The sequence below is a fragment of the Pusillimonas sp. genome (assembly GCF_029263785.1).
In the GTDB taxonomy this organism is placed as follows: Bacteria; Pseudomonadota; Gammaproteobacteria; order Burkholderiales; family Burkholderiaceae_B; genus Pusillimonas.
In genome coordinates this window covers 39704-52677 of the sequence record NZ_JAJUFE010000003.1, presented here as the reverse complement: position 1 = coordinate 52677, position 12974 = coordinate 39704, and the positions used below count along the sequence as shown (strand labels likewise).

11 protein-coding genes, 1 tRNA gene and 1 pseudogene are annotated in these 12974 nt (G+C 56.7%); 6 read left to right on the top strand and 7 right to left on the bottom strand.

All coding sequences use genetic code 11. The annotated features are described in order from the left end of the window. Positions 1-168: 168 nt before the first annotated feature. From Q1J88_RS01510 to Q1J88_RS01490, 5 genes and pseudogenes are all read left to right on the top strand, one after another. The gene (locus tag Q1J88_RS01510) at positions 169-498 is read left to right on the top strand and encodes a hypothetical protein (RefSeq protein WP_301115632.1); all 330 of its coding nucleotides are present in this window, start codon (positions 169-171) and stop codon (positions 496-498) included. 9 nt (positions 499-507) lie between these two features. Beyond that, a complete protein-coding gene (locus Q1J88_RS01505) occupies positions 508-2103 on the top strand; it encodes an AMP-binding protein (protein WP_301115631.1) in 1596 nt (531 codons plus the stop codon). 124 nt (positions 2104-2227) lie between these two features. Next, positions 2228-2848 carry a VOC family protein gene (locus Q1J88_RS01500; RefSeq protein WP_301115630.1) on the top strand — a complete coding sequence of 207 codons (621 nt, stop codon included), beginning with the start codon at positions 2228-2230 and terminating at the stop codon, positions 2846-2848. An 89-nt stretch (positions 2849-2937) separates the two neighbouring features. Then, complete coding sequence (gene prpB, locus Q1J88_RS01495; protein WP_301115629.1) at positions 2938-3849, top strand: methylisocitrate lyase; 912 nt, start codon at positions 2938-2940, stop codon at positions 3847-3849. 298 nt (positions 3850-4147) lie between these two features. After that, positions 4148-4319 (top strand): annotated as a pseudogene (locus Q1J88_RS01490) (transposase); the annotation flags it as partial. A 61-nt stretch (positions 4320-4380) separates the two neighbouring features. Here Q1J88_RS01490 and Q1J88_RS01485 read toward each other — a convergent pair. Together Q1J88_RS01485 and Q1J88_RS01480 are read right to left on the bottom strand one after the other, a co-directional pair. Then, a tRNA-Val gene (locus Q1J88_RS01485) sits at positions 4381-4457 on the bottom strand. A gap of 131 nt (positions 4458-4588) precedes the next feature. Then, positions 4589-5206 (bottom strand): class I SAM-dependent methyltransferase, encoded by a 618-nt coding sequence (locus Q1J88_RS01480; protein ID WP_301115628.1) that lies wholly within the window; start codon positions 5204-5206, stop codon positions 4589-4591. Positions 5207-5349: 143 nt separating this feature from the next. Between Q1J88_RS01480 and Q1J88_RS01475 the strand changes: the two genes are divergently transcribed. After that, on the top strand, positions 5350-7275 hold the full coding sequence (locus Q1J88_RS01475) for a 5'-nucleotidase C-terminal domain-containing protein (protein WP_301115627.1): 1926 nt from the start codon (positions 5350-5352) through the stop codon (positions 7273-7275). A 44-nt stretch (positions 7276-7319) separates the two neighbouring features. On the opposite strand, the gene Q1J88_RS01470 is transcribed toward Q1J88_RS01475, so the two are convergent. From Q1J88_RS01470 to leuB, 5 genes are all read right to left on the bottom strand, one after another. Continuing rightward, positions 7320-7973: a phosphoribosylanthranilate isomerase gene (locus Q1J88_RS01470; RefSeq protein WP_301115626.1), complete on the bottom strand. Its 654-nt coding sequence runs from the start codon at positions 7971-7973 to the stop codon at positions 7320-7322. Between the two features lie 75 nt (positions 7974-8048). After that, positions 8049-8861 carry a tRNA pseudouridine(38-40) synthase TruA gene (truA, locus tag Q1J88_RS01465; RefSeq protein WP_301115625.1) on the bottom strand — a complete coding sequence of 271 codons (813 nt, stop codon included), beginning with the start codon at positions 8859-8861 and terminating at the stop codon, positions 8049-8051. Positions 8862-8867: 6 nt separating this feature from the next. After that, complete coding sequence (locus tag Q1J88_RS01460; RefSeq protein WP_301115624.1) at positions 8868-10628, bottom strand: FimV/HubP family polar landmark protein; 1761 nt, start codon at positions 10626-10628, stop codon at positions 8868-8870. A gap of 56 nt (positions 10629-10684) precedes the next feature. Then, a complete protein-coding gene (gene asd, locus Q1J88_RS01455) occupies positions 10685-11815 on the bottom strand; it encodes an aspartate-semialdehyde dehydrogenase (protein WP_301115623.1) in 1131 nt (376 codons plus the stop codon). Between the two features lie 37 nt (positions 11816-11852). Beyond that, positions 11853-12929: a 3-isopropylmalate dehydrogenase gene (leuB, locus tag Q1J88_RS01450; RefSeq protein ID WP_301115622.1), complete on the bottom strand. Its 1077-nt coding sequence runs from the start codon at positions 12927-12929 to the stop codon at positions 11853-11855. Between the last annotated feature and the right edge of the window lie 45 nt (positions 12930-12974).

Sequence of the window (12974 nt, the reverse complement as noted above, 5' to 3'; positions counted from 1 at the left end):
TACACACAGTCCGAAACTATGCCAATACGAAAATCAATCCCGGTGAACGATCTGATCGGCGTTGCATTTTCCGCTCACTGACGAAAACACTTTGTCCACCGGCTGGCTACGCATACACTTGCCGGTCAAAAGGTTCGTGGTTCAATCACCTGCTTAGGAGACAAAAACATGCCTGCAACACGCTACGCCTACTTCCTGGGTCGTCCGATTGAAGGAAAATCAGAACAGTTTTTGCACGAACTCGGTGAAGTCGTTGCAGGTTTTTCCGGCCTCCCGGGTGTGGTGTCGGCCCAGCTCGAACGACCCTATTACTTCGAAACGGACGACCTTGATATATATGCAACCGTCCGGATCAGCTTCGAATCTTCAGAAGCCATTGACGCCGCGTTGGCCACCACAAGGCGTCAGGAACTACGGGCGCAGTTCGCCGAACGTGTGAAACCGCTTTTCAATGGTGTGGTGACTCACATCAATTACGAAAGCACTGAGTTCAAGTAAACAGGTGTCTTGTCGACCTCCCCTCTCAAGCAGGAGTCTGCGATGCATCTGGGCCGATTATTTCAGCGAAGTGTGCAAATATACGCCGACAGGCCCGCACTAGCCTCGGGCACCTCAACGCCTATCACGTATGCACAGCTCGACCGAAGCGTTCGAGCCTTGGCGTATCTGCTGCGGCGGGACCTGGGATTGAATCCCGGCGACCGGGTGACACTGGTCATGAGGAACTGCAGCGATTATGCGCAGGCAATGCTGGCCGCCTGGCACGCACAATTGTGTGTGGTTCCGGTCAATAACAAGCTGCATGCCAAAGAGATCGAATTCATCTTGCAAGACTCCCGATCCAGGCTTTGCCTGACTGACAGTGGCCTGTACGACAATCTGCTTCCCCTGACGCGGTCCATTGAAGATCTGAAGGTGATGGATGTTGGCGCCACCAGCTTCCAGGAAGCAAAAACCGGGCCCTGCCTTGAAAATATGTCGAACCCTGGCAAACATGGCGAACTGCCGGCATGGCTTTTTTATACCAGTGGCACGACGGGGCGCCCCAAGGGGGTGGTCTTGTCTCACTCTAACCTGGTCAACATGGCACTGAACTTCTATGCCGACGTTCAGGCCGTAAGTGAATCGGATGTGCTGCTGCATGCCGCGCCAATGTCACATGGCAGTGGCTTGTACAGCGTGCCGTTTTTCCTCAAGGGAGCCCTCCAGCTGGTGCCATCGAGCGGCGGATTCGACGCCTCGGAAACCAGCCGGCTGCTGCAGCAACACCATAACGTCAGCCTCTTTGCAGCACCGACAATGGTCAATCGGCTCGTAAAATATGTAAGGGAACACGCCATCGCGCTTCCGGGGCTGCGCACAGTAATCGTGGCTGGCGCGCCATTCTATGTCGAGGATATCAAGCGAGCCGTACAGGCCTTGGGCCCTCGCATTGCACAGATCTACGGTCAGGGCGAATCCCCGATGTCAATTACCGCTCAAACAGCAAGCCAGATAGCCCGCGCGGTAGAACTTGGCGACGACGACTTTCTCTCTTCTGTAGGCTATCCCCAGACCAGCATCGAGATCTCCATCGCAGATGGCTCCGGGCACCCACTAGGTATCGGTCAGGCGGGTGAAATCCTGGTGGCCGGGCCCACAGTGATGCAGGGTTACTGGAATAAGCCTCAAGCCACCGAAGACACGCTCGCCGACGGAAAGCTGCATACCGGCGATGTGGGAATGCTCGACGAGCGTGGGTTGCTTTACCTGATGGACCGTTCAAAGGACGTCATAATCAGTGGTGGAACCAACATCTATCCACGTGAAGTCGAAGAAGCATTGATGCAGGACCCGCGTGTAACCGAGGTAGCCGTCATCGGAATTCCCGACCCGGAATGGGGCGAATCGGTGCTTGCATTTGTCGTATGCCAGGACGACTCACAGGTTACGGCCGAAGCGCTTGAGGCCCGTTGCCTCAGCCAGATAGCCCGGTTCAAACGTCCTAAACACTATGTTTTCATCGATCAAATGCCCAAGAATGCGACGGGCAAAGTGTTGAAACGTCAGCTATACGGCCTGGTTCCCCAAACAATCCTGGAACCGGCCAAAAAGCCGGCATAAACAAGCCCCTTGTTGAACCACTGCACATTGACAGCAAGAGGCCGTGGCCGGAAGATATTGGAGCTGCACCAAATTGCGTCTGAGTCCGGCGCTGATCATTACAATCCATAAAGGAGACAAGGACATGAACGACGTTACCGCACAAGTCCGTTCGCCATCCCAAGCCACAAAGCGTGCCGTCAATCTCAAGTTCAGCCACATGGGCATCAGCGTCAGGAACCTGTCGGCAATGGAGGATTTCTACACGAACGTACTGGGATTCACAGTTACCGACCGCGGTCATGCCGGCGGCATGAATTTGGTATTTCTTTCACGCGATCCGCTCGACCATCACCAGATCGTGCTGGCCACCGGGCGGCCGGACAATCTTCCTGGCAACACAGCAAATCCCCAATTCGGGCCCAGCATCAATCAGATTTCCTTCAAGCTGGGCACGCTTGACGACCTTCGCCACGTCCATGCCAAGTTGCTCGAATATGGCGGAGAAAGCATTTTCCCCGCAAATCACGGCATTGCCTGGAGCATCTACGCACACGACCCCGAGGGAAACAACCTCGAGTTTTTTGTTGATACCGACTGGTACATAAAGCAGCCCTTCCTGATTCCCCTCGACCTGACTCAGTCTGACGAGCAGATTTACGAAGTCACGCACAAAATGTGTGAGGAAAGCGAGGGTTATGAGCCCTATTCGCAATGGCGAGCCCGAATTGGCCAGGAAATGTCTCCCTATGTTGAACGGGCATGACGCAACCCCAGGCTATCGGCTAAAGTCATACTTACTGGCCGCAGGCATACAGACCAACTCGCCTGCGGCATGAACCTTTTCTTGCACCCATGCCCCAGAACAAGACGTCGCCCCTTCCAAGCCCCGGAGCACAGTTTCGCGCCGCCCTCGCTGCAGAGTCTCCCCTGCAAATCATCGGCACCATCAATGCCAATCACGCACTGCTGGCCAAGCGGGCCGGCTATCGGGCTATCTATCTTTCGGGCGGAGGCGTTGCTGCCGGGTCATTGGGCCTTCCGGATCTCGGAATCAATACGCTCGACGACGTCCTGATAGATGTAAGAAGAATCACCGACGTATGCGATGTGCCTCTGGTGGTAGACATCGATACGGGCTTCGGCCCATCAGCATTCAACATTGCGCGCACCATCAAGAGTCTGATCAAGTTTGGTGCGGCCGCCTGCCACATCGAAGACCAGGTCGGGGCGAAACGATGTGGCCACCGACCCGGTAAAGAGATCGTCAGCACGCAGGAAATGGCCGACCGGATCAAGGCTGCGGTCGACGCACGCACGGACGACAATTTCTACCTGATCGCCCGAACAGATGCACTGGCGTCAGAAGGGCTTCGGGCAGCGCTTGATCGCGCCGGCGCCTGTGTTGAAGCAGGTGCCGACGCTATTTTTGCCGAGGCAGTAACCGATCTTGATACTTACGCCGCTTTTACCGATACCTTGCAAGTCCCGGTATTGGCGAATATCACCGAATTCGGCAAGACCCCGCTGTTTTCCGTCGAGGAACTGGCTAGCGTCGGGGTGGCCATGGTTCTGTATCCACTATCGGCCTTCCGGGCGATGAACAAAGCGGCAGAATCGGTATACGAGGCCATTCGTAAAGACGGGCATCAACGAAATGTGGTCGACTTGATGCAAACTCGAGAAGAACTCTACGAGCGCATCGGATACCACGAATTTGAACAGCACCTGGACTCACTTTTTCGCAAGGGCGCTGAAAATACCTAGTGCAATCAAAAGCCAATAGGCTGAGCGGATTCCCCGCTAATGGAATGTGCCTCTGGCGCCCTGCGGTTGGAACGGGTGCGACCACCGCCTGCAACCACTGCTCATCCCCGGTTCATGACAATTAGCAGGGTCCAACCCAGTGTGGTTGAAACTGTGTGATCAACCGTGTCTCGGAAATGCGCATCCCCGTTTAACGGGGAATAGCCAGACGTTGGCCCAAGCGCTCCGGGCGTGGCCTCCGGGTGGGGCTGCAGATCAAGGCTACAGGCCGTTGGCCCAAACGCTTCGGGCGTAGCTCGAACTGATCGTGCGAATGTGGCGCTTCACCAAGTCCAACGGCATCACAGAGGGCTTCCATACCAAGATGGAAATGATCTCGCGCAGGGCGTTTGGCTTAAGGAATTTTTGAAAATTACCGGCTAAGGGTCCTGGCCCTACGCGGTTGGGACGGCGTGATGCACCGTGTCTGATGAGTGCCCTTCACCCGTTTATTGGGAAGGGCCTGGGAAAGCCCGGTGCGGGAGGTGGGGATGGTAGGCAGTACTGGATTCGAACCAGCGACCTCTACGATGTCAACGTAGCGCTCTAACCAACTGAGCTAACCGCCTGTAAAGAACGTAACTATAGCGTGTTTTTTAATCTCGCGCAAGATACATTTAAAGTTGGTACGAAACATTGGCATGTGGCATTCGCATACTGTTGCGAACCCCACGAATATGAATCATCGGCATTGTATGCATTACAGGCGCTGCAAAAACCAGTATCTGTGCCTGAACTCATTTAAGACTTGATGCTGTGGGGAGTCCATGGCGGGAATTGGCGGAGTGAACTCGCGGAATCGCCCGAGGGAGCCGGCGCCAGACGGTACAAACCGGACGCGCTCCGGAAGATCGCTATACCCTAGCACCACGACGGCGCCAGGCTTGCTGATATGGGCAATTCCGGCGAGCATGGCATCAAAATCTTCTAAGGTGTTGATGCCAAAACCGATCATGCCGTTGGCCACGACAGCGTCAAAATATTCTGGCTCGTAATACTCTTGAAGGCTTGTTGCGCTACCCGTGCAATGCAACCCCTCCTGGCCATAGCGGGCACTTCGCCTGTCGATGTCGATCGTGTGGAATGTCAGGTTCAACAGGCGATGGTAGTGCCAGTTATGCTTGTCCAGTCCAACAAACAACAGTCTGCGTGACTTGTCCGCCGTGCCCAAATATGTATTCAGGTAGGCGAAGACTTCATTTTCAAGAAAATCACGGTCACGCGAACGAAACGGGAACGAGATATTCAGTTTCTCGGCCAGTTTGGGAGACAACTTGAACAATATCCGCTTTAATTTGTAGCTAATTTTTTTGAACACCTTGATAACCCTTTGTGGCCTGCATATATTCTACTGAAATTGTTCGTAGCATTTGCTTTGAATAACGGCAGCTTCGCTCAGGTGTTCCTCATCACGATGAAGCAGAGCTACAAGAACTCTCGCTTCGTGTTCCCAATTTTGCCATGTATCTATCATTCAAGATCCATTTATTACGCCGAATTTTTAGCACGGCAGGCGCAGCACTGCTGGCTATTGCGCTTGCTTCCTGTATTCATCCCGACACTATCACAGCCCGCGCAGTTCTCGACTCCGACAAGCACGCCGGCTTCGAGCTCACCCTGCTCCACGTCAACGACCACCACTCTCACCTGGATGAGACGAGAGTTCCATTGTCTATGGACACCGGCGGAGGCAGGCGCGAACGGATCTTCGTGACGGCCGGAGGATTTGCCCGTGTGACCTCGGCAATGCGCGCGCTGTCCGATCAAACCGCAGGCCCTACGATCAAGATTCATGCCGGCGACGCCATTACAGGCGATCTTTATTATTCTCTTACCCATGGACAGGCCGACGCGGATCTGATGAATACCGTGTGCTTCGACACCTTCACTTTGGGCAATCATGAATTCGACTATGGCGACGCCGGCCTCAAGACATTTCTAGACCATCTTCGTTCTGACAACTGTCAGACCCAGATCTTGAGCGCCAATGTCAGTTTCGGCCCGGATTCGCCATTGCGAGAATCGTTATCGGCCGGATATGTAAAGCCCTCGATGGTGCTCGAACGTAACGGCCGGCGCATCGGACTTGTCGGGATAACTGTCGCCGACAAGACGCAAAATGCGTCGCGCCCAGACCCGGGAACCACATTTCTGGACGAAGCCACGGCTGCACAAGAACAAATTGATGCACTGACGCGCCAAGGGGTCGATATCGTCGTGCTTCAGACCCACTATGGGTATCAGAACGATCTCGAGCTCGCACAGCGTCTTCGCGGAGTGGATGTCATTATTGGGGGTGACTCCCACACCCTGCTGGGTCCGGACAGGCTCAAAAGGTTCGGCCTGTCTCCCAAAGGTCCCTACCCCACCCGCACCACCGATGCCGATGGCAATCCGGTCTGTGTGGCGCAGGCTGGACACTACTCATTTGTAGTGGGCGAGCTCAAGCTGTCCTTTGACGAAGATGGGAGGCTCGTCCAGTGCAGCGGCACCCCCCATATCTTGATAGGAAACGACTTTGCACGCGACCGCGGCCAGGTCAATGCGCTGGATCCGGACGAACTGGACGCTGTGATGAACGATGTGGCGAATTCCCGTTCTTTGCGCATCACCACGCCTGATCCCGTTGCCCTGCAGGTACTAGCCCCCTACCAGCAGCAAAAAGTGGAGTTTGGGTCCACCGTCATCGCTCAGGTCGCACAAACCTTGTGTGCGCGACGGATTCCCGGACGACTTGGCCAGCATACGGGGGCCGGCCATGACCAGGAGTGCAAGAATCGCCCCGGTCTCGAGCATGGTGGCGACGCCCAGCAGATCGTTGCACAGGCATTTCTTGAACAGGCCACCAAGTACTTCGACGCGGATCTTGCCCTGATCAATGCCGGGGGGGTACGCATCGATCTGTCAGCCGGCCCCCTTGTTGTCAAGGATGTTCATACGTTGCTGCCGTTCAAGAACACGCTGGTACAACTGAAGATCCCCGGTTCAACACTGCGCGCGGCAGTTGAAAGCGCAGTACAAGCCGCGCTGGGGCCGGGCCGCAATACCGGTGCCTATCCCTATGCGGCAGGGATGCGGTGGGTTGTGGACGCAACCAGACCCGGCGAAGCCCGTATTTCGCAAATTGAAGTCGCGGACGCTAGCGGTCGATACGCTCCGCTCGACCCTGATCATGTGTATTCGGTCGCGACAATCGACTTCATAGCCGATGGAAAAGATCACTACACGCCGTTCTCTGGCCTGACAAAACAGCAACGGGTCGACGTCGGCCTGGATGCGACACAGCTGTTTCTGGACTATGCCCGCGAGCTCGCCGATTCCGGTCGCTCGTTAAAACCCTTGCCAGTCAGCCTTTACAGCACGCAGGGTTTCCTGGAGTCACCCTGAACCGATACAAAGTCAGGGACGCTTCATTGATTGCCAGGCGTGATTTACACCAGGGAAGCACGATACACCGCCTTCATGAAGGCGGTGATTTTTTCGGGCGACTTGATGCCCCCGGACTCCTCCACGCCACTCGAAACGTCGAGCCCATACGGTCGAACCTCCTGCAGCGCGGCCGCTACGTTGTCCGGTCTGAGCCCACCGGCCAAGATCAAAGGCCGAGCACTGTCCCAGGCACGAACCTGTTCGAGCAATGTCGTGTCGAATGTCAATCCGCTTCCACCATAGCCGGGGCTGAAACTGTCGAACAACCATGCCGCAGCGGACGAGTATTGGTTGCAGGCATTGCGTACACGCGTCGCATCCTCAAGACCTGGCCCCCCCACGCGAAATGCTTTCATGTAGGGGTGATCGAAACTGTCACAGTAGTCGGGTGTTTCATCGCCATGAAACTGAAGTAGATCAGGCCGGACCTCGGCGAGTACCTGGCGTACGAGTGCCGTGTCTGCGTTGACAAACAAGGCGGTGACACTAACGAAGGCCGGAGCTGCACGACGTAATTCTCGCGCCTGCTCTACAGTTACCAGTCGTGAGCTCTTGGGATAAAACACAAGCCCGACAGCATCGGCACCGGCATCTGCCGCAGCAGCCAGATCAGAAGCACGCGTGATTCCGCAAATTTTTACGCGAGGACGAAGCATCGATTGAGACCCGGATTCAAAAAGACCAAAGAAGCATTTTACCCTCGCCCTTCCGGCCACCTGACAGGCTCGAGGTCAGCAATTCCGAACCACCGGCAAATGGTGAGTCGCCATCAGATCCTGCAAGTCGAAGATTGGCAATCCGAAACGTTCCGGATACTCAACATTCGCCAAATACAGGCCCGCCGGCGAAAAGGTAGGCGCCGACAGGCGACGGTCACCTTGCTCTAGCAAAACATCGATCCAGCCGGGCGCGTGCTTGCCTTGACCGATGTATATCAGGGCACCCATCAGATTGCGCACCATATGATGCAAAAAAGCATTAGCCCTGAATGTAAAGATGAAGCTGCCGTCGGTTTGCTCTATATCCAGGCTGTACAGGGTACGCACCGGACTGGCTGCCTGACATTGCGACGAGCGAAAGGCACTGAAATCATGTTCCCCGATGAGGCGCTCGGCCGCCTGACGCATGCGTTGCAGTTCGAGCGGTCGAAAAGACCAACCGGCACGTCCATGAGTAAAGGGAGATCGTATGCGAGCCTGTCGAAGTACGTACACATACGTACGCGAAAGAGCCGAAAAGCGCGCGTGGAAGTCGTCGTCGACCTGCCTGGCCCATTGGACAGCGATGCTATCGGGCAAAAGCGCGTTAAGACCCCGGACCCACGACTCGGAAGACCGCTGAGCCTCGGTGTCGACGTGGACGACCTGGCAAAGCGCGTGAACTCCAGTGTCGGTACGGCCGGCACAGATAGTCGGCGTAGCGTGGGCAAGAAATTGTGCCAACGCCGCTTCCAGGGCATCTTGAACAGTGAGCCCGCCGGGTTGGGTTTGCCACCCTTGCCAGGGCTCACCATCGTATGCCAGGCCCAACGCCACACGAGGCATACGTGATTAACCGGCTTTGGGCGGGCGCTCGTCGCTTGGCGGATTCGAAAGATCGAGATCGATCTGCTCGAGGCGCTCCTGGACCATTGCCTCGGTAACGACGCCCTGCCCTTCGCTGCGGGAAGCACTTGCCCGGCGCAATACCCAGGCAATAATCAGTACGACCAGCGCCAATATCGCCGTAATGACGCCTAAAAGATTTTGCTGAATCCAGGACACGGGTTGCTCTGCCTTGCTGGAAATGGATGGGTTGGATTCGTTGGTTTGAGCGGCACCAGACGGGCCAGGTACTGAAAGGGCCACACCACTATCTGGAGCCATTGCGCCTGCACCACCATTGGCAGCTGAGCCAGATTGTGACTGTGCGCCAGATTGAGCCGAAACCGTATCGGAAGTTGATGCATCGGGTTGCGATGTATCTGCCCGGGTGGATGCCTCTGCAGGCGAAGCCGGCGGCGTGGTCACGGATTCGTTGCCCGCGTCGGAACCCGCTTGGGAGGTCGGCGAAGAGGCTGGATCACCTTCAGTGCCCGCCGTGCTTCCAGCTTGAGCCTGACCATTGTCTTGCGGTGCCAGGCCCGCGGCCTGATCACCGCTGGTACCTGCCTGGCCAGCGGGGACTGTACCTTGTACGCCTGATTGGCCGTCAACGGCTTGAGCAGACTGGCCCGGAACTGAAGCGGATTCGGGTTCGCCTGACGACAACCCGATACTGGCAGCTGCCTCTGAGAGCGTTTGTCCCACCGCGGCAGCGCCTTCAACCACAGCATCCTTGGCGGCCTCGCCCTGCATCTGCAGTGCCTGATTCAGGCTTTGCACATTCCGTTCAAGCTGCGATACCCTGGCCTGGGATTCCTCGATGTTGCGTTGTGTTGCGTGTTGCTCGTCGGCCTGTGCGTCTGGATCGGCACCGGATCCACTGGATAGGACTACCTGGTCACCGGACGCCGGCGGAGCCACCTGCAAGGGCGCTTCAGATTCGCCTGCGACAACCGGGCCGCTTTGCGTCGACCCACCTGCTACAGCCCCACCCTGCCGGGAAGCAATGCGTTGCCGGTATTCGGCAAACGCCTGGGTATGCTGTTGGAAAATGCGCCGGGCTTCGCGGTCGGAAATCGCCCGCAGCGCGGCCGTATCAGGTATGGCCAGCGTTGCCCCTGCTTTGACAAGGTTGATGTTTCCTTCGATAAAGGCTTGTGGATTGGCCTTTTGCAAGGCAACCATCATCTGGTAGACGGTGACGCCTTCGACGGCATTGGCTCGCGCCAGGGCAAACAGCGTATCGCCTCGTCGCACTGTAATCGTTCCGCGGGACGATTGCGCGCCCACAGAAACACCGGATGGACCCGAAACACTTGAGACGGATTGACCGCTGTCTGAGGCGACTTGAGACGCTCCGGCCAAGAGGCTGACCTGATGCTGCTGGCTGCCAACTGACGTGGATATCTGCAGCAGAAGATCGGCAACGACACCCGTAAACGGCTGGCTTGACCGCACCTGAATCCGACGTGAATCAGCGCTGAACCCGGGCTCGACGCTGATTTGCAAGGTGCTGAGTTCGACCGGTGGAGTGAGGCCGGCCTGCTGCCATGACGACAATGGAGCAGCGGTCACGCGCAACGATTGTTGTTCGGACTCGGTAAGGTCACGTATCGGGACATCAATGCGCAAGGGCTGGCCCGGCGCGGAAACCAGACGCGAATGACCTATGCTTGCTGCGTCGGCCGGCGACACCATCGCCAGCAGTGCGGCCAGGGCAAAAGCCACTGGCGTGTATCGGACTACCGGTGAGCCGGCGGCCGCACAACAAGATTTCCCCATATTTATAGTTCGCCCAAAGTAATGCGCAACATGCGGCGCAGTGGCTCTGCCGCCCCCCACAGCAACTGGTCGCCCACGGTGAAAGCGCTAAGGTACTCGGGACCCATGGACATCTTGCGCAAGCGACCTACTGGAATGTCCAAAGTACCTGTAACCGCCACCGGCGTCAATTGCTGCATGGTGGCCTCGCGTTCGTTTGGCACCACTTTGGCCCAGTTGGACCCTTCGCGCAAAAGATCGGTGATTTCGTCCAGGGGTACATCGCGCTTTAGCTTGATGGTAAGGGCCTGACTATGACAACGCATGGCTCCGATACGGACGCACAGGCCATCGATAGGCGTAGGCGCAGTACCAAACGCTTCGCCTCGACCAAGAATCTTGTTGGTTTCGGCCTCTGCTTTCCATTCTTCGCGCGAAACGCCATTTCCCAGATCTTTGTCGATCCAGGGAATGAGGCTGCCGGCCAGGGGAACACCGAACTGATCGCGGGGCAGATCAACGTCTTGTTGCTTGGCCAGGACGCCACGATCGATTTCCAGAATTGCCGAAGCGGGGTCGTCCAGCAAAGGACGAACTGCCTGGTTGAGCAAGCCAAACTGGGTTAGCAGCTCGCGCATGTGCTGCGCACCCCCTCCGGAAGCAGCCTGGTAGGTCATGCTGGTCATCCACTCGACCAGATCGTTGTTGAACAATCCGGCCAAGCCCATCAGCATGCAGCTGACGGTGCAGTTGCCGCCGATGAAGTTCTTGACCCCACGCTGAAGGGCTGCGTCGATGACCGACCGGTTGACCGGGTCGAGGACAATGATGGAGTCCTCTGCCATGCGAAGGGTACTGGCGGCATCGATCCAGATGCCATCCCAGCCCGCTGCACGCAACTTGGGATACACCGCCGAGGTGTAGTCACCCCCCTGCGCGGTCACAATGACAGGCAGCTTTTTGAGCGTTTCAATGTCGTAGGCGTCTTGCAGCGCATCGGCCCCTTCCGCCCAGGCTGGTGCCTTTCCACCCGCATTGCTGGTGGAAAAGAACACCGGTTGAAACAAGGAAAAATCATTCTCGTCGCGCATGCGCTGCATGAGGACCGAACCCACCATGCCACGCCAGCCGACCAAACCTACTGCCTGGGTCATATGGCTCACTTTGTGTTAGTAATCAGGAAAACTCCTGTTATTTTAACGCCTTCAATACGGCGTCGCCCATTTCGGACGTGGACACCTTGGTAAGACCCTCTTCGAAAATGTCGGCGGTACGCAGTCCTTGCTCGAGAACCGCCTGTACTGCCTGCTCAATCTTCTGGGCCTGATCAGCCTTGCCCAAGGAGTATCGAAGCAACATCGCCGCAGAGAGGATGGTGGCCAGCGGATTCGCCATGTTTTTGCCGGCGATGTCCGGAGCCGACCCATGACTGGGTTCGTACAGGCCCTGGTTGGCCGAGTTGAGAGACGCTGACGGCAACATGCCGATGGAACCGGTAAGCATGGCCGCTTCGTCGGAAAGAATGTCGCCAAACAAGTTGCCCGTGACGATGACGTCGAACTCCTTGGGTGCGCGAACGAGCTGCATGGCGGCATTATCGACGTACATGTGGGAGAGCGCCACGTCGGGATATTCCTTGGCAACATCAATGACGATCTCGCGCCAGAACTGCGAGGTCTCGAGCACGTTGGACTTATCGACACTGCAGAGCTTCTTGCTCCGCTTCTGGGCAGCCTGGAACGCGACGTGGGCAATGCGACGCACCTCGGTTTCGGCATAGTGCATGGTGTCGAAACCCTGACGTTCCCCCTTGAATTGTCCGTCTTCCACTTCGCGCACGCCTCGCGGCTGGCCAAAGTAAATGTCTCCAGTCAGTTCACGCACGATCAGGATATCAAGCCCCGATACGACTTCAGGTTTCAGTGACGACGCATTGGCCAGTTGGGGATACAAAATGGCGGGACGCAAATTGGCGAATAAACCCAGTGCCTTGCGCAGCCCCAAGATGGCCTGCTCGGGACGCAGCTCACGGGCTAGCGAATCGTATTTCCAGTCGCCGACGGCTCCAAACAGGATGGCGTCGGCACTTTTTGCCAGTTCCAGCACTTGCGGTGGCAGCGGATGACCGAATTGGTCATACGCTGCACCACCGACAGGCATTGTCTGAAGATCAAGATCCAGGTCAAGCGCACGCAGGACCCGGGTAGCCTGTTCGGTAATCTCGGGACCTATGCCGTCGCCGGGCAATACAGCAATCTTATGAGTCATGGTATTTGTGTCGTTATGTTTTCGATAAGCAGATTCAGGCGACAA

Excerpts from the sequence above, each read along its gene's own strand:
- Q1J88_RS01475 (WP_301115627.1), top strand. The coding sequence starts at position 5,350 with ATGTATCTATCATTCAAGATCCATTTATTACGCCGAATTTTTAGCACG.
- Q1J88_RS01510 (WP_301115632.1), top strand. The coding sequence starts at position 169 with ATGCCTGCAACACGCTACGCCTACTTCCTGGGTCGTCCGATTGAAGGA.
- Q1J88_RS01500 (WP_301115630.1), top strand. The coding sequence starts at position 2,228 with ATGAACGACGTTACCGCACAAGTCCGTTCGCCATCCCAAGCCACAAAG.
- prpB (WP_301115629.1), top strand. The coding sequence starts at position 2,938 with ATGCCCCAGAACAAGACGTCGCCCCTTCCAAGCCCCGGAGCACAGTTT.
- Q1J88_RS01470 (WP_301115626.1), bottom strand. The coding sequence starts at position 7,973 with ATGCTTCGTCCTCGCGTAAAAATTTGCGGAATCACGCGTGCTTCTGAT.
- asd (WP_301115623.1), bottom strand. The coding sequence starts at position 11,815 with ATGACCCAGGCAGTAGGTTTGGTCGGCTGGCGTGGCATGGTGGGTTCG.
- leuB (WP_301115622.1), bottom strand. The coding sequence starts at position 12,929 with ATGACTCATAAGATTGCTGTATTGCCCGGCGACGGCATAGGTCCCGAG.
- truA (WP_301115625.1), bottom strand. The coding sequence starts at position 8,861 with ATGCCTCGTGTGGCGTTGGGCCTGGCATACGATGGTGAGCCCTGGCAA.